The 20,659-nt window shown below is 35.2% G+C and carries 17 protein-coding genes; 10 read left to right on the top strand and 7 right to left on the bottom strand.

What is annotated here, in order from left to right:
- Nucleotides 1-215 precede the first annotated feature (215 nt).
- Entirely contained in the window at nucleotides 216-1,829 is a 1,614-nt protein-coding gene (locus CELAL_RS12545) for a tetratricopeptide repeat protein (protein WP_041558134.1), read from the bottom strand.
- A gap of 443 nt (nucleotides 1,830-2,272) precedes the next feature.
- Between CELAL_RS12545 and CELAL_RS12540 the strand changes: the two genes are divergently transcribed.
- The 10 genes from CELAL_RS12540 (at nucleotide 2,273) to CELAL_RS12495 (ending at nucleotide 15,061) form a co-directional block, all read left to right on the top strand.
- Nucleotides 2,273-4,732 carry a glycoside hydrolase family 2 TIM barrel-domain containing protein gene (locus tag CELAL_RS12540; RefSeq protein WP_013551282.1) on the top strand — a complete coding sequence of 820 codons (2,460 nt, stop codon included), beginning with the start codon at nucleotides 2,273-2,275 and terminating at the stop codon, nucleotides 4,730-4,732.
- A 72-nt stretch (nucleotides 4,733-4,804) separates the two neighbouring features.
- Entirely contained in the window at nucleotides 4,805-6,031 is a 1,227-nt protein-coding gene (locus CELAL_RS12535) for a glycoside hydrolase family 117 protein (protein ID WP_013551281.1), read from the top strand.
- A 107-nt stretch (nucleotides 6,032-6,138) separates the two neighbouring features.
- Nucleotides 6,139-6,930 carry an IclR family transcriptional regulator gene (locus CELAL_RS12530; protein ID WP_013551280.1) on the top strand — a complete coding sequence of 264 codons (792 nt, stop codon included), beginning with the start codon at nucleotides 6,139-6,141 and terminating at the stop codon, nucleotides 6,928-6,930.
- A 218-nt stretch (nucleotides 6,931-7,148) separates the two neighbouring features.
- Nucleotides 7,149-8,165: a zinc-dependent alcohol dehydrogenase gene (locus tag CELAL_RS12525; protein WP_013551279.1), complete on the top strand. Its 1,017-nt coding sequence runs from the start codon at nucleotides 7,149-7,151 to the stop codon at nucleotides 8,163-8,165.
- Nucleotides 8,166-8,181: 16 nt separating this feature from the next.
- The gene (locus CELAL_RS12520; RefSeq protein WP_174260391.1) at nucleotides 8,182-8,946 is read left to right on the top strand and encodes an SDR family NAD(P)-dependent oxidoreductase; all 765 of its coding nucleotides are present in this window, start codon (nucleotides 8,182-8,184) and stop codon (nucleotides 8,944-8,946) included.
- Between the two features lie 26 nt (nucleotides 8,947-8,972).
- A complete protein-coding gene (locus tag CELAL_RS12515) occupies nucleotides 8,973-10,376 on the top strand; it encodes a sulfatase (protein ID WP_013551277.1) in 1,404 nt (467 codons plus the stop codon).
- Between the two features lie 11 nt (nucleotides 10,377-10,387).
- Nucleotides 10,388-11,842 (top strand): aldehyde dehydrogenase, encoded by a 1,455-nt coding sequence (aldA, locus tag CELAL_RS12510; protein WP_013551276.1) that lies wholly within the window; start codon nucleotides 10,388-10,390, stop codon nucleotides 11,840-11,842.
- Nucleotides 11,843-11,873: 31 nt separating this feature from the next.
- Nucleotides 11,874-12,965 carry a mandelate racemase/muconate lactonizing enzyme family protein gene (locus CELAL_RS12505; RefSeq protein WP_013551275.1) on the top strand — a complete coding sequence of 364 codons (1,092 nt, stop codon included), beginning with the start codon at nucleotides 11,874-11,876 and terminating at the stop codon, nucleotides 12,963-12,965.
- 9 nt (nucleotides 12,966-12,974) lie between these two features.
- Nucleotides 12,975-14,015 (top strand): aldose epimerase family protein, encoded by a 1,041-nt coding sequence (locus CELAL_RS12500; protein WP_013551274.1) that lies wholly within the window; start codon nucleotides 12,975-12,977, stop codon nucleotides 14,013-14,015.
- Nucleotides 14,016-14,047: 32 nt separating this feature from the next.
- Nucleotides 14,048-15,061 (top strand): L-rhamnose/proton symporter RhaT, encoded by a 1,014-nt coding sequence (locus CELAL_RS12495; protein WP_013551273.1) that lies wholly within the window; start codon nucleotides 14,048-14,050, stop codon nucleotides 15,059-15,061.
- Nucleotides 15,062-15,127: 66 nt separating this feature from the next.
- On the opposite strand, the gene CELAL_RS21895 is transcribed toward CELAL_RS12495, so the two are convergent.
- The 6 genes from CELAL_RS21895 to CELAL_RS12470 all read right to left on the bottom strand — a co-directional run bounded on the left by CELAL_RS21895 (nucleotide 15,128) and on the right by CELAL_RS12470 (nucleotide 20,658).
- Nucleotides 15,128-15,415 carry a family 16 glycosylhydrolase gene (locus CELAL_RS21895; protein ID WP_083807792.1) on the bottom strand — a complete coding sequence of 96 codons (288 nt, stop codon included), beginning with the start codon at nucleotides 15,413-15,415 and terminating at the stop codon, nucleotides 15,128-15,130.
- Nucleotides 15,416-15,787: 372 nt separating this feature from the next.
- Nucleotides 15,788-16,129 carry an L-rhamnose mutarotase gene (locus CELAL_RS12490; RefSeq protein WP_013551272.1) on the bottom strand — a complete coding sequence of 114 codons (342 nt, stop codon included), beginning with the start codon at nucleotides 16,127-16,129 and terminating at the stop codon, nucleotides 15,788-15,790.
- Between the two features lie 5 nt (nucleotides 16,130-16,134).
- The gene (fucP, locus tag CELAL_RS12485) at nucleotides 16,135-17,472 is read right to left on the bottom strand and encodes an L-fucose:H+ symporter permease (RefSeq protein ID WP_013551271.1); all 1,338 of its coding nucleotides are present in this window, start codon (nucleotides 17,470-17,472) and stop codon (nucleotides 16,135-16,137) included.
- A gap of 95 nt (nucleotides 17,473-17,567) precedes the next feature.
- Nucleotides 17,568-18,359 carry an SDR family oxidoreductase gene (locus tag CELAL_RS12480; RefSeq protein WP_013551270.1) on the bottom strand — a complete coding sequence of 264 codons (792 nt, stop codon included), beginning with the start codon at nucleotides 18,357-18,359 and terminating at the stop codon, nucleotides 17,568-17,570.
- Between the two features lie 10 nt (nucleotides 18,360-18,369).
- Nucleotides 18,370-19,197 (bottom strand): amidohydrolase family protein, encoded by an 828-nt coding sequence (locus CELAL_RS12475; RefSeq protein WP_013551269.1) that lies wholly within the window; start codon nucleotides 19,195-19,197, stop codon nucleotides 18,370-18,372.
- A 9-nt stretch (nucleotides 19,198-19,206) separates the two neighbouring features.
- Entirely contained in the window at nucleotides 19,207-20,658 is a 1,452-nt protein-coding gene (locus CELAL_RS12470; RefSeq protein WP_041558133.1) for a tagaturonate reductase, read from the bottom strand.
- Nucleotide 20,659: the final 1 nt, after the last annotated feature.

Below are 20,659 nucleotides of genomic sequence, written 5' to 3'. Positions count from 1 at the left end.
AATATAGTTACCCACACTAAATAGACTAGACAAAAACTGAACAAAACCAAAAAAAAGAAGCTATTTAATAGTGTTTCAAGCGAAATCAAACACAACTAGACAATATTTTATTAAAAATTCAATAGAAGAATACTATTTATGAATTTCGTGTTTAAAGAATGAAATCAGCATTTTAAAAAAAACTTCTTTGTAGGACATTTTACAATGCTGGAAGCTTAAATTTCAGCAATAAACTCAGTAAGGTTGTCATTGCGTTCTAGGTTTAGTTTTTTTCTTAGACGATAACGTGAAGTATGGACACTTTCTATAGAGATCCCTAATAAGGAAGACATTTCCTTACTGGAGAAATTAAGCTTTACTAATGCGCACAATTTAAGATCTGTCTGACTCAAAGAGGGGTAGTTGTCCTTTAAATTTTTATAAAAACTTTGGTTGATAGCTGTAAACCTAGCTTCAAATTCTTTCCAGTTACTAGTTGGACTCCCCTGAGCAGAACTAATGATTCTATTGATTGCTGGCACATCTAGGTTTTCTTTACTCTTCCCTATAGTATCCTTCATCTTTTTAATAAACTCTTCTTTCTCTATTAATTGCAAAGCAGAAGATGTTAACTCATTATTTTTTAGCTCTAAAATTTCATTCGCTTTTTGCAGTTCAACCGCTCTTTTTTCTTCCAACGATTGTTTCTCTAAGGTATGTTTACGCCTGATATTTCTAATCAAAAGAAAACTCAGAATTAAAATTGAAAAAATTACCACAACCATAAGCCATGACTTTAGCACCCAAAGCTTTTCTTCATTTTCTAAGTTGGTTATATGCTGTTCTTTTATAAGCTCTTTTTCTTTTTCTTTTTGAATTCTGTAGCGGTCATTAATTTCAAAAAGATGTTGATTGTTTTTACTTTGCCTACCAAAAATAGATTTGTCCAATTGGTTTGCTGCCTCTAAATGAAGAAATGCACTTTTATAATCTTTTGCATTCTTACTTATTAACGCCAAAGCTTCCTGGTCCACTAATTTGTAGTTGGAGTGATTGGTATGCACTTCCGTCAGTGCCAATGAGGTTTTAAAATACTTTTTACTAGTGGTCATATCTCCCATCATGTAATAAACCTCACCCAATAAATAATTTATAATAATAAGGTAAGATGGGTTTTCCTTTTCAAAAACTGTTCTTGCTTTATGTAGTCGATCAATAGCTAAATCATACTTTTTATCAACGGCATCTTGATATCCAATTTCAGCATCTAAATAACTAGATTTTGTTTGAAATTTTTTCTGGATAATGATACTACTATCAATGTATTTTCGTGCCATTACATTATTACCATTGGTTCTAAACAAATTAATTAATGAGAAATAATCTGAGAGGAGATAGTATTCTTTAAGCTCGTTTTTTTCAATGAGTGTTTTTTTAAGCTGTATGGAATGATTAAAGTCTTTTATCGCTTCATTGTCTCTCCTATAAAATAAATACAACCAACCCAAAGCTTGATAAATTTCTGCGCGTGCAAAATTATCTCCTTTTTTTTCGGATAATAATAAAGCATCCCAATACCCATCATAGGCATTTCCATAATCTAAACTATGCGCATAAAGATTAGATAATTCGTATAAACTTTTTATTAAATTGGTAGTATCATTTGTACTCCTATTATAAGATATACTTTTCTTATACAAAAGAATAGCGCTATCTGTATCTGTGTCCTTTAATAGTTCTGCTTTTTCAAAATATGAATCGGACTTAACAACTTCTTGAGCGTTAAGAACAAAACCAAAACCGTTTAAAACACATGTAATTATCAGTATTTTAAAATAGCTTTTCTTCATTTTGAGGAGATAATTCATCATAATATACCTGCTGATAGAAATTTTAGATTCAAAAATTGATTGAATATATGCAATGTCTAGTTCAAATGTTTTTAAAACTAGCACAAATTAATGTCTGTTGAGTTTTTGTCTAGTTAGATGATATCTTTAAATCCTTTAATAACTTGATATTTGTGTGATTATCAATGAAACATAGATTGTCGCTATTTTTTAAGATATCATAAATTTTAAACGTACAAAATTATGAAATAGTAACATTTAAAGGAAATTGAGAACTATATACTACTTCCCTAAAGATGTAGAGAAAAGTTCATAATCAATTTTAGAACTAAAAAAAAGGAAATTGTGCAGAACCAGTTTAAAATCTCATGTTTAGTTCGATGACATCACTCAAAATAGAAATCAGTTAAAAAAAACAACTATTAGTAACGCATACCATCCCTATGAAATACATCATAATCATTCTTGCCTTTTTCTCAATATTAGCAACAAGTTGTACAACCAAAGTTGCTCAAAATCTTACCGCAGATTTTAATTTTGATTGGCAATTTAAATTAGAAGATTCTGTATCCAACACCTATGATACAGATTGGCAAAAAATTAATTTACCACATGATTGGAGTATTGAGAATTCTCTTGATTCTATACATGGTGAAGGAGCAACTGGATATCTCTTAGGAGGCATAGGGCATTATAAAAAAGATTTTACGCTGAATCTAAATGATGATCAAGTAGCCTATATCGTATTTGATGGTGTTTATAATAATGCTACAATTAGCTTAAACAATACTGAGCTTGGCGATCATCCTTATGGATACTCCCCTTTTTATTATGATATTACTTCATCTCTAAAAAAAGAAATGAATACTATAAATGTAACTGTAGATCGCACCAGATATGCAGATAGTAGATGGTATACAGGTTCTGGAATCTACAGAAATGTAGCATTAATAACCAAAAACAAATTGCATATTCCGGTTTGGGGAACCTTTATTACCACCCCTAATGCTACAAAAGAATCTGCCACTATACAGATTGAAACCAGTATTAAAAACAATTATGAGGAGTCAAAAAACATAATAGTTACTACTGAAATAATAGATGCCAATCAAACTAAAGTTGGCAGCATAACTTCCACTCTGGATGTCGGAAAATCAAGCACTAAAAAAAATGCAGCTACTTTAAAAATAGACCAGCCTATGTTATGGGATGTAGACCAACCTCATCTATATACAGCCGTTACTAAAGTGATAGAAAATGGTAAAATTATTGAAACAGAAGAAACTGTATTTGGTATACGTAGTATAAAATTTGATGCACAAACTGGTTTTTATTTAAATGGAAAAAACAGAAAAATAAAGGGAGTTTGTTTACACCACGATGGCGGATTGGTAGGTGCTGCAGTACCAAAAGAAGTGTGGAGAAGGCGCTTAGAAAAATTAAAAGAAACAGGTTGTAATGCGATAAGAATTTCACATAACCCTGCGTCTAATGAATTCTTAGATTTATGTGATGAAATGGGCTTTTTGGTTCAAGATGAATTCTTTGACGAATGGGATAACCCAAAGGATAAAAGAAAAAACATGAATGAGCGTAGTGTTGATTACATTACGCGAGGTAATGCTGAGCATTTTCAAGAATGGGCAGAAAGAGATTTAAAAAATACAATCCTTTCGCACCGAAATCATCCTTCTATCTTTCAATGGAGTATAGGGAATGAAATAGAATGGACCTATCCTAGAAATGCAAAAGCAACAGGTTTCTTTAACAATATGGACTGGAGTGGAAATTATTTTTGGTCTGTACCTCCTAACACTATTGATGTCATAAAAGAAAAAATAAAAACCCTTCCTAAAGAGCAGTATGATATTGGCGCTACGGCACAAAAACTAGCAAAATGGACCAAAGAATTAGACACTACGCGTTATGTGATTGCAAATTGTATTTTACCTTCTTCTAGTTATGAATCTGGTTATGCTGATGCATTAGATATAATTGGATTCAGCTATCGTAGGGTTATTTATGATTATGGCCACGAAAACTATCCTAACAAACCCATTATGGGAACTGAGAATTTGGGACAATGGCATGAGTGGAAAGCAGTATTAGATAGGCCGTTTATTTCTGGCACTTTCTTATGGACAGGAATTGATTACTTGGGAGAATCTAATGGCGGATGGCCTAAAAAAGGAACACCAAGCGGACTCTTAGATATTGCAGGTTTTGAGAAACCTTCTTACTATATGTTTAAATCTTTATGGAATGACACCCCTTCCATCTACATTGCAACACAAACAGAAGAAAAATCTAACTATAAAACTATACCTAATGCGAATCCTATAGAAAAGAAAAAGGATGCTTGGAAGAAAGCACTTTGGGTATGGCAAGAAGTAAATGAACATTGGAACTACGAGAATGGTCAAGCCACCATTGTAGAAATCTACTCTAATTGTGAAGAGGTAGAACTTTTCTTAAACGAAGACTCTTTAGGAATAAAGAAGCTAACGGAATTTGAAGATCACATATATAAATGGGCAGTACCCTTTAAAGAAGGCACTTTAAAAGCTGTTGGTCTAAAAAATGGACAAAAAGTTGAAACTTTTATAAGAACAACATCAAAACCTGAAGCATTAACTTTAGTTGGAGATAAGCACCAATTAAAGGCAGATGGCTATGATACTGCCCATATTGTACTACAAATTACAGACAAAGACGGAAACGCTATTAAAACAGAAAATCAAAAAATTAGTTTCACCGTCTCTGGTGGTGCAAAAGTGTTAGGTGTAGATAATGGCGCTATGACCAGTACTCAAGATTTTAATGGTACCGAAATCACAACAGATAAAGGCCGCGCGCTACTAATTATCCAATCTATAAAAAATAGTACCGTACCTATATTTTAATTAAAGCAAGTTCTAGCGCACTAGAGAGCAACGAAATAACAATAACTATCCAATCTAACAACAAACAATAAAATGAAAAAAAACACCTTTTTTTTAGTATCAATATTCTGTAGTTTAGCATTCACAGCATGTGAAGATGCTAAAAAATCTGAAACCCAAACAGACATGAAGGAACAAGAAATCACAATCACAGAAGAACAGATAGACGAGTTAGGAATCACCAACAAAGACTTCCTAAGTGCAGCCTCTAAACGCGCTTTACAATGGCCAAAAGACCTTGGAAATGAATGGTTTATAGAATTTTCTAATCTAAAGCCATTAAAAGGAGATTTGGCCTATGAAGAAGGTGTGGTTAGAAGAGACCCTAGCGCTGTAATTAAAGAAGATGGTAAATTCTATGTTTGGTATAGTAAGAGTACAGGACCTTCTCAAGGCTTTTCTGGAGATATAGAGAACGATAAGGTTTTCCCTTGGGATCGTTGTGACATCTGGTATGCCACTTCTGAAGACGGAGAAACTTGGAAGGAAGAAGGTTTAGCAGTACCTAGAGGAGAAAAAGGAGCTTATGATGACCGTTCTGTATTTACTGTTGAAATCATGAAGTATGAGAACAAATATTACTTATGTTATCAAACCGTAAAATCGCCTTACAACGTACGAGTTAAAAATCAAGTTGGTTTAGCTTGGTCAGAATCGCCAAATGGCCCTTGGATAAAAAGCGAGGAACCTATCTTGAGTCCGGCAGATAATGGCATTTGGAAAGGGGAAGAACAAAATAGATTCTTAGTAGAGAAAAAAGGAGATTTTGATAGTCATAAAGTACATGATCCATGCATTATTCCTTACAAAGGAAAATTCTACTTATACTACAAAGGAGAGCAAATGGGAGAAAAAATCACTTTCGGAGGAAGACAAATTCGCCATGGTGTCGCTATTGCAGATAACCCGTTAGGTCCTTATGTAAAATCTCCTTATAACCCTATTAGCAATAGTGGTCATGAAATTTGTGTATGGCCGTATAATGATGGTATTGCTGCCTTAATTACAACAGACGGTCCTGAGAAAAACACCATACAATGGGCACCAGATGGTATAAATTTTGAAATTATGTCAGTCATTCCAAGTGTTTCTGCGCATGCCATTGGTTTAGATAGAACGGCAGATAACGAAAAAGAACCTACAGAAATCTTACGATGGGGATTATCGCATGTGTATAACAATAGTGATTACCAAAGCATCATGAGTTTTACGTCTGCTAGAAAAACTACGCATGCAGCAAAAGGAGAGAAATCTAAATAATATCAATTATTTATAAATGAAGAGGAACATATTTAACAATGTTCCTCTTTTTTTTTACCCCTTATAATTAACGAAATAATAGTAGCTTTGTATTCAAATGTTTCTCGATGATTAAACCTAAGGCCGATTTAAAATCTGAATACAATGTTCCTAATTTAGAACGAGGATTACTCGTCATTGAATTACTAGCCACTAAAAAAAACGGATTAACCTTAGCTGAGATTACAGAAACGCTAGCGCTTACCAAAACATCTGCATTTAGAGTGGTAAGTACGCTTATCTTTAAAAATTACCTCCAGAAAAACGAGACCACAAAAAAAATTACCTTGTCTCGGAAAATGCTTACTATGGGTATTTCCGCAATGACAGAGCAAAGCATCGTTGAAATGTCTATAGATGTAATGCGCGCCCTAAGAGATGAATTAAAAGAGTCCGTAATGCTAGGGATACTACTAGGCGATAAAGGCACTATTTTGGAACAAGTCTCTTCATCTTATCCTGTAAAACTATTTGTAGAACAAGGCACCCAGTTTAGTCTACATAGTTCTGTTGGCGGTAAATCTATATTAGCCAATATGCCGCAAGAAGATTGTAATGCAATTCTCAAGAAACTAACACTGACAAAATTTACTAAAAACACTATTACCTCAAAAAAAGAATTTAAAAGTACCTTACTTGAGGTAAAACAAAAAGGCTACGCTATTGATAATGGCGAAGACATTCAAGGTATTCATTGTATTGGCGCCCCCATTTATAATGAATCTGGTTACCCTGTTGCTGCACTTTGGATTACTGCTCCCCATGGGAGATTACCGCATGAAGAATTTGACTCAAAAGGAAAAATCATAGCGCAATATGCCCTAGATATCTCTATAAAATTGGGCTATATCTCTCAATAAGCAAACTCCATAAGCCAAACCCTTTGGCTCTTATTTTAAAAAACACTTCTTTTTAAATCAGTCTTTTCTTTAAACTGTTTTGAAAGGCTAAACAGCATCGTCCAAAATTTTAACAATTTAGCTACGATCTATGCATTTTTATAAGCTTGTTGTTTTATAAATAATTGTATATTTGTTTCAAATATGAAACTAGTTTATTATTTGAAACAATAAATTTAATGAAAGCAACCATATACGAAGGCAATAAAACCTTTACAGTTATTGACAAAGAAATTGAACAACCTAGCAATGATGAAGTTCGAATTAAAGTAGCGTATTCAGGCGTTTGCGGCACAGATGTGCACATTTACCATGGTATGATGGATAAGCGCGTTGCTATGCCACAGACTATTGGACATGAGATGTCTGGAACTATTGATGCCGTAGGTGCAGATGTTACTGGCTTTTCTATTGGAGAAAAAGTAGTTGTACGCCCCTTAGATGATAGAAAAGTAAAAGCATCTGATAAAGGATTTAATCACATCTGTGAAGAATTAAAATTTATTGGAATAGACAGCCCGGGATCAATGCAACAGTATTGGAACGTTCCTGCTTTTGTACTTCATAAATTAAAAGCGGAGACCGATTTAAAATTAGCAGCCTTAATAGAACCCCTATCTGTTGCCACACATGATGTGCGCAGAAGTGGTTTAGTCAAAGGAGAAACTGCCGTAGTTTTAGGTGGCGGTCCTATTGGCTTATTAGTAGCCATGGTCGCTAAAGAAGTAGGTGCACAAGTAATTATATCTGAAGTAAACCCTAAACGTATTGCAAAAGCAAAAGAATTGGGGTTTGATGCTGTGAATCCTCTTGAATTAGATTTAGTCGAATACGTAAAAAGCAAGACAGAAAACAGACGTGCAGATGTGGTTTTTGAAGTAGCTGGCGTGCAGCCTGCTTTAGATGTCATGTGTGAAGTAGCGGGTATAAGAGGAAGAATTTTAATGGTGGCCATCCATGGAGAGAAAAAACCAGTAGATCTCTTTAAGTTTTTCTGGAAAGAACTAAGCTTAATAGGCGCTCGAGTATACGAAAAAGAAGATTATGAAAAAGCCATTGAACTCATCACTGCAAATGAACTGCCATTTGAACAAATGATTACTGATGTGCAGCCATTAACAAACATTCAACAAGTTTTTGAAAATATAGATAACAATCCTGACGGTTTAAAAGTATTAATGGATTGTCAATTATAACACACAAACAATGAGCATATTAGAGAGTTTTAGCCTTAATGGCAAAGTAGCCCTTGTAACGGGTTGTAAGAGAGGAATAGGAAAAGGAATGGCTTTAGCATTAGCTGAAGCGGGTGCAGATATTATTGGTGTTTCTGCTACATTAGAAGCTAGTGGTAGTGCTGTAGAAAAAGAAGTTACTGCACTTGGTCAAAAATTTAGCGCCTACCAATGTGATTTTTCAGATAGAAAAGCCCTTTATAATTTTATAGCGAAGGTGAAAGAAAACCATCCTACCATAGACATTCTGGTCAACAATGCAGGTACTATTTTAAGAACTCCTGCCGCAGAACACCCAGATGATATGTGGGATAAAGTTATCGAAGTTAACCAGAACGCCCAATTTATTTTAACCCGAGAAATAGGCAAAGACATGATTGCTCGTGGATCTGGAAAAATAGTTTTTACAGCCTCATTATTAACCTATCAAGGTGGAATTACGGTACCAGGTTATGCAGCTAGTAAAGGAGCAATTGGCCAAATGATTATGGCATTTGCTAATGAATGGGCTAGCAAAGGTGTTAATGTAAATGGTATTGCTCCAGGATATATTTCCACAGACAACACTGAAGCTTTACGTAATGACCCTGAACGCGCTAAATCTATCTTATCTCGTATTCCTGCGGGTAGATGGGGAGAACCTAAAGATTTTGCAGGACCTATTGTTTTCTTGTGCTCTAAAGCATCAGACTACATGCATGGATCTATTACCCTTGTAGACGGGGGTTGGATGGGAAGATAAATTTAATTTAAAAAAAAAGGTATACAGTGCATCATCGGTACATAAAAATAATACTAATTCTGCTAGGCTTTTTTAAGGTGAGTTTTTTGACTGCTCAGCAGCAACCAAATATTGTGTTTATCTTATCCGATGATGCGGGCTATGCTGATTTTGGCTTTCAAGGAAGTAAAGAATTTAAAACTCCTGAATTAGACAAGCTTGCTAAAAAAAGCATCAAATTTTCTCAAGCGTATGTAAGTGCTGCCGTTTGCGGCCCTTCTAGAGCAGGCATCTTAACTGGAAAATACCAACAAAAATTCGGCTTTGAAGAAAATAATGTTCCTGGTTACATGAGTACATCCGGTCTAGTAGGCGATGAAATGGGTTTGCCTTTAGACCAAATTACGATTGCAAATTATTTGCAAGATCTAGGTTATAAAACAGCACTTTTCGGAAAATGGCATCAGGGAAATGCAGATCGTTTTCATCCCACAAAACGTGGTTTTGATGAATTCTATGGATTTAGAGGTGGTGCCCGTAGTTATATGCCTTACGATGATTCTAATCCATTGAGCAAAAACGAAGACCGATTAGAAAGAGGGTTTGGTAACTTCTTAGAACATGAAGGGTATCTTACCGATGAACTGGCTCATGAAGCTATTTCATTCATCAACAGAAATAAAAAACATCCATTTTTTATCTATTTATCTTTTAATGCAGTACATACTCCTATGGAAGCTACTGCTGAAGATTTAGAGCAGTTTCCTCATTTAAAAGGAAAACGAAAAACATTGGCAGCAATGACCTTAGCCATGGACCGTGCTATTGGTACAGTTTTAAAAGAACTTGAAACTCAAGGGCTTTCAAATAACACATTAATTGTTTTTACAAATGACAATGGCGGACCATCAGACGCTAATGATTCTGACAATAGTCCGTTAAGTGGTACCAAAGCAAATCATTTAGAAGGCGGTATTAGAGTGCCTTTTTTAATGTCTTGGCCCAAACAATTACAAAAAAATAAAAATTACAACTACCCTATTAGCACCTTAGATCTTTTCCCTACTTTTTTATCCGCTGCAAGCGGAAATAGTTCTGCGATGGAAGAATTGGACGGTGTTAACCTTTTGCCCTATTTAAAAGAAGAAAATACCGAAAGACCACATGAGCTACTTTACTGGAAAAAAGAAAACAGAGCTGCTATTAGAAATCAGGATTGGAAATTAATTCGGTTTCCTGATCGGCCTGCTGAACTTTACAATATACAGGAAGATATTTCTGAAACTAATAATGTAGCTGCGGCACATCCGGAAAAAGTCAGAGAACTTTACAAACAACTATTCACCTGGGAATTAACATTGGAGCGCCCTCTTTGGCAGTTACGCCGAGAATTTGAAGGAAAAGCTGCGAAACGAATGGATGCTTTTAGAAAAACGAATACAAAACAATAATACCATACACTATGTCATCAATACAAGAATATAAGCTCTTCATTAATGGAGAATGGAGAACCTCAACATCAGGAGAAACTATTGCTATTGTAAACCCTTCTACAGAAGAAATCGTGGCACGCGTTCAAAATGGAACTACAGAAGAAGCTATCGAAGCATTGCAAGCCGCTGAAAAAGCGCAAAAAGAATGGAAAAAATTACCGGCAAAAGAAAGAGCAGATCTTCTATATAAGTTTTCTAATGAGATTAAAGCTAATTCTGAATATTTAGCGCAATTACTGGTTAAAGAACAGGGAAAACTACTTAAAGTAGCGAGATTTGAAGTTGCAGTAGCCTCTTCTTTTATAGAATATGCTTGTGAAGGTGCTCGTAGAATTGAAGGTGATATTATTCCTTCTGATAATCCTAACGAACAAATTTGGATTCAAAAAATACCTAGAGGAGTTATTGTTGCTATTACCGCGTGGAATTTTCCATTGGCCTTAGCTGCTAGAAAATTGGGTCCAGCATTAATTGCAGGAAATAGTATCGTTATAAAACCAACTTCAGAAACACCATTAGCCACACTTGAGTTAGGAACTATTGCCAATAAAGTAGGTATCCCTGCAGGAGTTATCAACATTCTTACAGGACCAGGTAGAGCTATGGGTAATGCGTTAGTTGAAAGCCCTATTACCAAAATGGTCACCATGACTGGCTCTACTCCTGTAGGACAACAAATTGCTAGGAATGCCGCTCAAAATTTAACCCATGTTCAATTAGAATTAGGTGGTAAAGCGCCCTTTATTGTATTTGAGGATGCCGATATTGATGCTGCTGTAGACGCGGCTTTGCATTCTCGTTTTGATAATTGCGGCCAAGTATGTACTTGTAATGAACGCATGTATTTACAGGAATCTATCTATGATGTATTTATGGAGAAATTCCTTAAAAAAGTCAGTGAAATAAAAGTGGGTGACCCAATGTTAGAAGATACTGATATGGGACCTAAAGTAAATGCCGCAGAGCTTAAAGCTATGGAGCATTTGGTTGCCGTTAGTGTACAAGAAGGCGCAACAATTGCTGCAGGTGGAAAAAAACCAGTAGGTACTCAATTTGAAAAGGGATATTGGTTTGAGCCAACGGTCTTAACCAATGTAACCCAAGATATGACCATTGTTCATGAAGAATCTTTTGGTCCTATTCTACCCGTATTAAAATTTAAAACTTTTGACGAAGTTATTGGGTATGCGAACGATTCTGAATATGGTTTGGCTGCAATGGTTTTTACTAATGACATGAATACCATTATGAAATGTAATGATGAATTAGAATACGGTGAAATATATGTAAATCGTGGTCATGGTGAGCAGCACCAAGGGTTCCATAATGGCTACAAATTATCTGGTTCTGGTGGTGAAGATGGCAAGTATGGCTTTGAACAATATATGGAGAAGAAAACATTTTACATCAGACACAAAGCTTAGCTAATAATCAATTGTATTTATAGACCTAAAAATGAGCACAGCAATTAAGAGTATTATATCAAAAATATTTAAGGTACCCTTACCAGAAGTATTGAATGATGCAAAACATGGTGACCATACCCATTTTGAATTAATAACCACCACCATTACTTTGGAAGATGGTAGTGAAGGAACCGGCTATACGTATACCGGAGGAAAAGGTGGCCATGCTATTAAAGCAATGATAGATCATGATTTCGCAGCGGCCATTTTAGGTAAAGATGGTACAGATATAGATGGCATCTATGATTTTATGGAGTGGCATATTCACTACGTTGGTCGTGGAGGGATAGCTTCTTTTGCCATAGCTACTATTGATATTGCACTCTGGGATATCAAATGTAAAAAAGCAGGACTTCCGCTATGGAAAATGGCTGGTGGCGCAGATAATACGTGTAAAGCGTATTGTGGAGGAATAGATTTACAATTTCCCATACCTAAGCTTTTAAATAATATGAAAACCTATTTGGCAAATGGCTTTAATGCTGTTAAAATAAAAATAGGAAGGGAAAATTTAGAAGAAGATTTAGAACGTATTAAAGCGGTACGAGAATTTATTGGTCCAGACGTAACGTTCATGGTAGATGCCAATTATTCTATGTCTATTGAAAAAGCAATTAAAGCTATTGAAGGTTTTAAAAAATATAATATCACTTGGTTTGAAGAACCCATTATTCCTGATGACTATAAAGGGTTTGCTGAAATAGCCGAGAAAACGGGATTCCCATTAGCCATGGGAGAAAATCTGCATACTATTCATGAATTTGAATATGCTTTTGATCAAGCAAAATTATCCTTTATTCAGCCAGATGCTTCTAATTGTGGTGGAGTTACGGGTTGGCTTAAAGCCGCACGTTTGGCAGACCAACATGGTATTCCTGCTTGCTCTCATGGTATGCAAGAACTACATGTAAGTTTAGTTTCTGCACAACCAAACGCGGGATGGTTGGAAGTTCATAGTTTCCCTATTGATGCATATACCACCAGACCACTCGTAGTAGAAAATTACCGTGCAGTAGCCTCTAACGAGCCTGGAACAGGGGTGGTTTTTAATTGGGAAAAACTAGCACCATATCAACAATAAAATAATCGTATGAAAGTGATAAAAAGTGATTTTGGAGTTATAGAAGATAAGAAAATAGCATTATTTACTTTAAAAAATGCTAAAGGTATGGTAGTCAAAATAACCAACTACGGGGCTACTATTACCTCCATACAGCTACCAGATCCTCATGGAGCACTGAAAGAAATTGTTTGTGGTTTTGATTCCTTAGAAGGCTATTTTTCTGAAGCATATAAAAATAACTCCCCTTATTTTGGAGCTACTGTGGGCCGATATTGCTCTCAAATAAAAGATGCTAAATTTAGTCTAAATGGTAAAACATATGATTTAGCAGATAATTGTGGACCTAACAATTTACATGGTGGCGTTGTTGGTTTTGATAAAAGAATTTGGAGTGTCACCACCAAGGATGCCGATGCAGCTTCTATTACGATGTCTTTACAGAGTAAAACTATGGAAGAAGGTTTTCCAGGAAACGTAAACATAAGTGTTTCGTTTACATTGACAGACCATAATGAGCTAAAAATTAAATACTTGGCCACACCTGATGAAGATACTCCGTTATCGCTCACTAATCATACCTATTTTAATTTATCCGGCTTTTCTGAGAGCGTAGAAAGTCATACCGCGCAAGTGTATACCAACAAGCGTTTAGCGTTGGATGAAACTGGTGCCGCTATGGGAAAAATAGTCAATGTAGAAGGGCAACCTGATGATTTACGAGAAGAAAAACGTATTGGAGCTGTTCACGAAGCCATAAATGATGGCTTTGAACATTTTTATGTTTTTGATGAAGAAGAAGCCCTAAAGAAAGTAGCTTCAATTGTTGATAGTCAGAAACTAGTACGTTTAGATGTTTATTCTACAGAGCCTTGTATGCTTTTGTATACGGGAAAATACACCTCAGATGATTTGAAAAGAGAAAATGGAATTCAATATGGAAAATATAGAGGATTCTGTTGCGAAACGCATCGATATCCTAATGGGCCTAATATTGAAGGTTCTCCTAAATCGATTACCAAAGCTGGCGAAAATTTCACGAGCACGACGGTATTCAAATTTTCATTTTAATGATAACTAATTAACTCAAAAAATAACCAATTATGACAGAAGGAGTTTTACTGGCAATTTTTGCCGGACTAATGCTTGGGCTTTATGCCTTACCTGAAAAGTTTACAAAGGGCTTTAAGTATGAAAACACATGGAGTTTATTCTTTTTACTCACCATGTTTGTGGTACCCATCATTGCATCGGTTACTTTAATTGATGGCTTTGTTTCCATATTCAGTAATATGCCTACAGACATCTGGATAAAAATGGGCCTTACTAGTTTTCTATGGGGTGTAGGGGTTATGATGTGGAGTAAAGCCATTAATCATATTGGTCTTTCTTTAGGTTTCTCCCTTTTTATCGGTACTATTATTTTAGTTGGCTCTGTATTACCATTTATTGAAGATGGTTTGCCTCCTACCAACAAATTAACAACTATACTATTAGGGCTCTTCGTTGTATTAATAGGAATATTTGCTAATGGTAAAGCAGGTTTTATTAGAGAAAAGGTAGAAAAAGATAACCAAGAGAATAGCTCACAAAAAGGCTCCATGGCTACTGGTATTTTAATTGCAGTTATTGGAGGTTTACTCGCCACTGGATTCAGTTATGCCAACGCAGCGGGTAGACCTTATTTGCATGAAGCTAGTCAGGCTGCAGGAAATGCAGAATGGGTAACCGCAGTTGCCGTAATGTTTCCTATATTTATAAGTGGTGGTTTAGTAATGACCGCCTATTTTCTTTGGCAACTGACGACCAAAAAAGCATGGGGAGATTTTAAAACACCTGCTTTTGGCAAAAACTTTGTACTTATACTCGTCATGGCCTTCTTTCATTATGCCGCTTCTGCCCTATTTGCATTTGCAGCCTATAAATTAGGTGCATCAGGAAATACCGTTGGTTACGCCATATTTAATACCTCTTGTGTGGTAACAGCTATTATCAGTGGTATTATCACCAAGGAATGGGTTAAAGCTTCGCCGAAGGCACGGAAATTCTTATATGTTGGTTTAAGCTGTATGGTAATAGGTATCGTCATTGTTGCTTACAGCAATAGCTTAGCATAATCCTACCTTAAAAAACATTATTTAAAGAAAGCCAAATCATTTTTGATTTGGCTTTCTTATTACTTATTATTCCGGTTTATAAACCCGAATCCAATCTACACGCATAATTGTATTTTCTTCATTAGTCACCGTAGGGTCTGTTAAAAAATTTATTCCTTGAGTTTCTCTCCAAGACTGTGCTGCAGCGCTAATAATCATATGCATCGGCTTAGTAAAACCTGCTCCATTAGTATAGTTTTCAGGATCTATTTCTGCAATGGGTGTTTTACGTACTTGAACGCCATCTACATAATAAAATAAATTCCAAGGGTCCTCCCATAATACTCCATACTTATGATAATCTTCTGACCAAATAGTATTATTACTGTCGGCATACCAAGTTTCAGGACACGTTGGTTGATAAACTTAAAACGGTTCTCGAATAAAAACATGATGACTCAAATGAAAGCGTTTTTAGAAATAATCATTGCTTTTAGTCCTGAAGGCTTCTAAATAATCTATCTCCTCCGTAGAAGTATCGTATACTTATTATCAAAACCCTAAAAGCATTGCCCATCGTGATATTTTTATTTTTCATCTTAAGTTTTATAACAACTGAAGATCTTAAAAATTAAATCATACCGTGAACGACTCTACTAGACAAAAACAGAACTAAAAAAAAGAGTTTAGTCGTTTTATATAAAACTCCTAAACTCTAAACTATCTAACACTAAAACTAACTATATCTTATAATTGGAATATCTTATCTAAAGCCATCCATTTTTCGCCTTTTTCTGCCCATGGCAATTCTTGCTGATAATCCCACATGAGATTTTCCCATTCTTGTACTTTTGGGTTTTGAGCATCCATTGCCGCTTTTTTATCAGGATTAAAAGTTTCATTCACTTCCATAATCATAAACATTCTATTGCCTGTTAAATAGATTTGCATGTCTACAATACCCGCGTCCTTAATGCTTTTTGTAATTTCAGGCCAAGCTTTTCCTTCCGCATGGTAGGCTTTATATTCCGCTATTAATTTAGAATCATCTTTTAAATCGCAAGAATAACAATATCTCTTTACACTCATAAGTTCTATTTTTTTGATGCATTAAAAGTTACATAACCGTAGATGGTCACAACAACCAAACAGATGAGTGGTAGAATAAAAGAAAAATTAACTTCAGGAATAAAACCTAAAACTTGAACGTCTGAAAAACCAGGACCGCCCCAATCTAATATACCCCCTTGTAAAACGGGCATTAATGCACCTCCTACAATAGCCATAACTAAACCTGCGGAACCAATCTTTGCTTCGTCGGCCATATCCTTTAAGGCGATACCATAAATGGTTGGAAACATAATGGACATAAATAATGAAATACCTACTAAAGAATACAGCCCAATTTCTCCTGGCAATAAAATAGCTCCCGCAGAAAAAACAACCCCTCCAAGTCCAAATAACATTAGAACCTTAGACGGATTCATGGTTTTCATTAATCCAGTACCTATCCATCTTCCTGATAAAAATATAATCATAGCGGCTACATTATACCACGTTGCCGTTAATGCCTGATCTTCTGGTAAACTTTCATTGATATTATCTACATATTGAAAAATATAAGTCCAACACATAATTTGAGCCCCTACATAAAATGCTTGTGCCACTACCCCAAAAATGTAATTTTTATTGGCAAACAATTTTTGAAACGATGCTGAAAGTGACATTTTATCTGCATCTACTGTTTTAGGTATTTTAGTACATAAAATGACTCCCATAATAACCAACACCACTAAACCTAAAATAATATAAGGAACACTAATTACACTTAAGTCATTTTCTCTCACCACAGCTTTTGCACTGGTAGATAGAGTATCGTACACCAATTCTCCTGCTTCATTTTTATCATCGGAACGCAATGCAGAAATAACAAACTGTTGCGCAACAATCATCCCTATTAAAGAACCTATAGGATTAAAAGCCTGGGCTAAATTTAAACGTTGCGTTGCTGTTTCTTTATCTCCTAAGGATAAAATTAAGGGATTAGAAGTGGTTTCTAAAAATGCCAAACCGCAGGTAATTACCCAAAGCGATATTAAAAAATAATTAAATTCTTGAAGAGCTGCTGCCGGATAAAATAAGAAAGCGCCAATAGCATATAGTGTTAAACCTAAAATTATTCCGGCTTTATAACTGTATTTTCTGATAAATAACGCTGCTGGTAAGGCCATAAAAAAGTATCCAAAATAAAATGCAAATTGTACCAAAGAAGCTTGCATATTAGATAGTTCGGGCATCACTTTTTTAAATGCAGAAACCATAGGATTCGTTAAATCATTGGCAATACCCCATAATGCAAATAAAGAAGTAATGATAATAAAAGGAAATAATAACTCTCGTTTTACAACTGGCGTATTTTTAGACTGACTCATATGTGGGTTGATTAATTTTAAAATCAAAAATAGAAATGACAGGGGTGCTTCAAGGCGATAAGCGTCTTAAATCATAACACAAATGTCTTTTAATCTTATTCTGTGAGTAGTGATCTATCCAAATGCACGTATCCGCCATCTACGGTAATAAATTGCCCAGTAGTATGTGATGATTTCTCTGAGATGGTAAACAAACATTGATCTGCGATTTCCGCAGGCATGGTCATTCTATTTTCTAAAGGAATTTTCTTTACAATAGCATTCAATTTCTCTTCGCCGTTTTCTAAGGTTTTTATCCAAGCATCATAGGCAGGTGTCCAACTTTCTGCAATAACTATAGCATTAGAACGAATTCCGAATTTTATTAAATCCACAGCCCATTCACGAGTTAGACCAAAAACACCTCCTTTAGAAGCGGCATAGCCAGATGTTCCTCCTTGCCCCGTAAGCGCAACTTTAGAACCTATATTTAGAATATTTCCTTTTGTTTTTTTCAACATCGGAAGGCAGTATTTAGTCATTGCAAAATAACTTACCATATTTAGCTTTAAAGAGTACATAAAATCATCAATAGAAGCATCTAAACCTGCACCATCATTTACGCCTACATTATTAATTAGCGCATCGATTTTACCGTATTTATTTTCTATTTTTTTAACTGCTGCTTCAATCTGAACAGCATCCGATAAATCTGTTTTTACAAACAACGCATCAATCCCCTTTTCTTGTAATTCTTTCTCGTATCCAAACCCTCTATCATTACGACAAACAATTACCGGAATTGCACCTTCTGCAGCCAAATGTTGAACTATAGTTTCTCCTATGCTTCCTTTTATACCTGCAGCACCAGTGACTACAATGATTTTATCTTTTAACTTCAAATCCATCTGCTATATTTTATAAATTGTAAAACTTTATGGCATTCAAGCCCATAATTTTGACCTGATCTTCCTCTGGCAACTGCGCAATAAAATTGGTCACTATTTCTTTTACCTTTTGATAATTTCCTGCCACTAAACATACGGGCCAATCAGAACCAAACAGTAATTTATCAGCTCCAAAAGCATCTAACACCCATTGCATATAGGGTTGTAATTGTTCTGGTTTCCAAGTGTTATAATCTGCTTCGGTAATCATCCCTGAGAGTTTACAAAACACATTAGGCTCTTTTCCGATAGCCTCCATAAGCACTGCCCAACCTTCAAAAAAACCATCTTTGATATAGGGCTTTGCAATATGATCTATAACAAAATTGATTTTCGGAAACTTTTTCACAAATTCTAAAACAGCTCCTAATTGATGAGGAAATACAAGAATATCATACGTAAAATTATACTGCTCTAATTTTAAAATTCCGTTTAAAAAATCGGGTCTCAATAAAAAATTATGATCTGCCTCTCCTTGAACTACATGGCGAAAACCTTTAACAATAGGAAACTGATGGTAATGTTTTAATACCTCTTCAATATCATCGGCTCTAAAGTCTACCCAACCCACAATTCCTTTTATAAAATCGTTCTTAGAAGCCAAATCCATTAAAAAATCGGTCTCTAGTGTACTTTGGTTTGCTTCAACTGCCACGCACCCATCTATACCGTTTTCAAAATAGGTTTTCTTAAGACTTGCTGGCATAAAATCTTTTCTGATTACGGCCATGTCATCGTCTATCCAACTATGTTTTTTTGGTTCGTATTTCCAAAAATGTTGATGTGAATCTATAATCATATCGCTTTCTTACAAGGTGTTTAAATACGCTTTTACTCCTATTTTATCTATTGCTAATAAGGCTTCTGAAATATACTTTACCAAACCAGGATACTGGCTCAGATCTGTTCCCACAATAGCACTATTAGAAAGTACATTCTGCACTAAATCATCTATAGTTTGCTCCTCTTTGGTCACCTTTCCCCATTCTTGGCTAAAGAAGTCTAGAACCTTTACATCATCATTCACTGCTATTTTATCGCCCTTAAAATCTCCTTTATAAAAGCGTATCATACACGCTAAAGAAAAGGCTATTCTTTTTGGAAAAACGCCCTTCAGTTGCGTATACTCTATAAAAGCAGGTAGCAAACGTGCTTGAAATTTAGAGGTACTATTCAGCGAAATTGCAATTAGGAAATGTTTTAATGTTGGGTTCTTAAAACGATCTATGACCGAATTTATAAATGCATCTATTTCTGCTGTAGAAAAATTGCTAAGTGTAGGTTTTATTTCGGTAGAAAGTACTTTCATCACATGATTACAAACTACAGAATCGTCCATACTTTCTTTTACCGTGCGTAAGCCTGCTAAATAGCCAACAGGCACCAAAGAAGTATGTGCTCCGTTTAAAATACGGACCTTCATTTCTCTATATGCCGATAAATCTTCTACAAACTGTACGTTTAGATTTGTTTGTGCAAAAGGTAGTTCTGCTTTTACTATAGATGGTGCTTTAATGACCCAACTATGATAATCTTCACCAGCTACCAGTAATTCATCTTTAAAACCTAGTTGGTTTTCAATAGCTTCTTTACGATCCTCAGGAAAACCTGAAACGATCCTATCTACCAAAGTACTACAGAAATAGTTATGTTTTTCTATCCAAGCCGCAAACTCTTTTTCTAAATTCCAATGTTTTGAATATTGGAGAACTGTACTTTTCAAAGCCTCTCCATTGTTTTCTATAAGTTCACAGGGCAATAAAATACAGCCTTTATCTACCGCGCCGTTAAAAAAATTAAATCGGTGGTATAACCATAGTGTTAATTTTGCAGGAAACTCATGCGGAGGAAAATCTGTTTGTTTATCATTCTCCGAAAATTTTATTCCTGCCTCTGTGGTATTAGAAACAATAAACCGCATTTCTGGTTGCTCAGCTAATTGTAGGTATTTATCCCATTCTGTATAAGGTTGGATAACATCACTCACAGATTCTACTAAGCTTACTTCTGAAACTAACGTTCCATTACGGACCCCATCTAGCGCAACATGAAACAAACCATCCTGAGCTCTTAACGCCTTATAATCACCACGTTCTGTGGGTTTAACCACCACAACACTTCCATTAAAATCAGTAGTTTTATTTAAAACATCAAACATCCAATCACAAAAGGCTCTTAAAAAATTTCCTCCTCCAAATTGTAGTACTTTCACTGGGTGAGTAATTGGTTTATTTGCTGTAGTTCTATCTAATATTTTCATT

It is taken from the genome of Cellulophaga algicola DSM 14237, from assembly GCF_000186265.1.
GTDB lineage: Bacteria > Bacteroidota > Bacteroidia > Flavobacteriales > Flavobacteriaceae > Cellulophaga > Cellulophaga algicola.
This window is presented reverse-complemented; position numbering and strand designations above follow the sequence as displayed.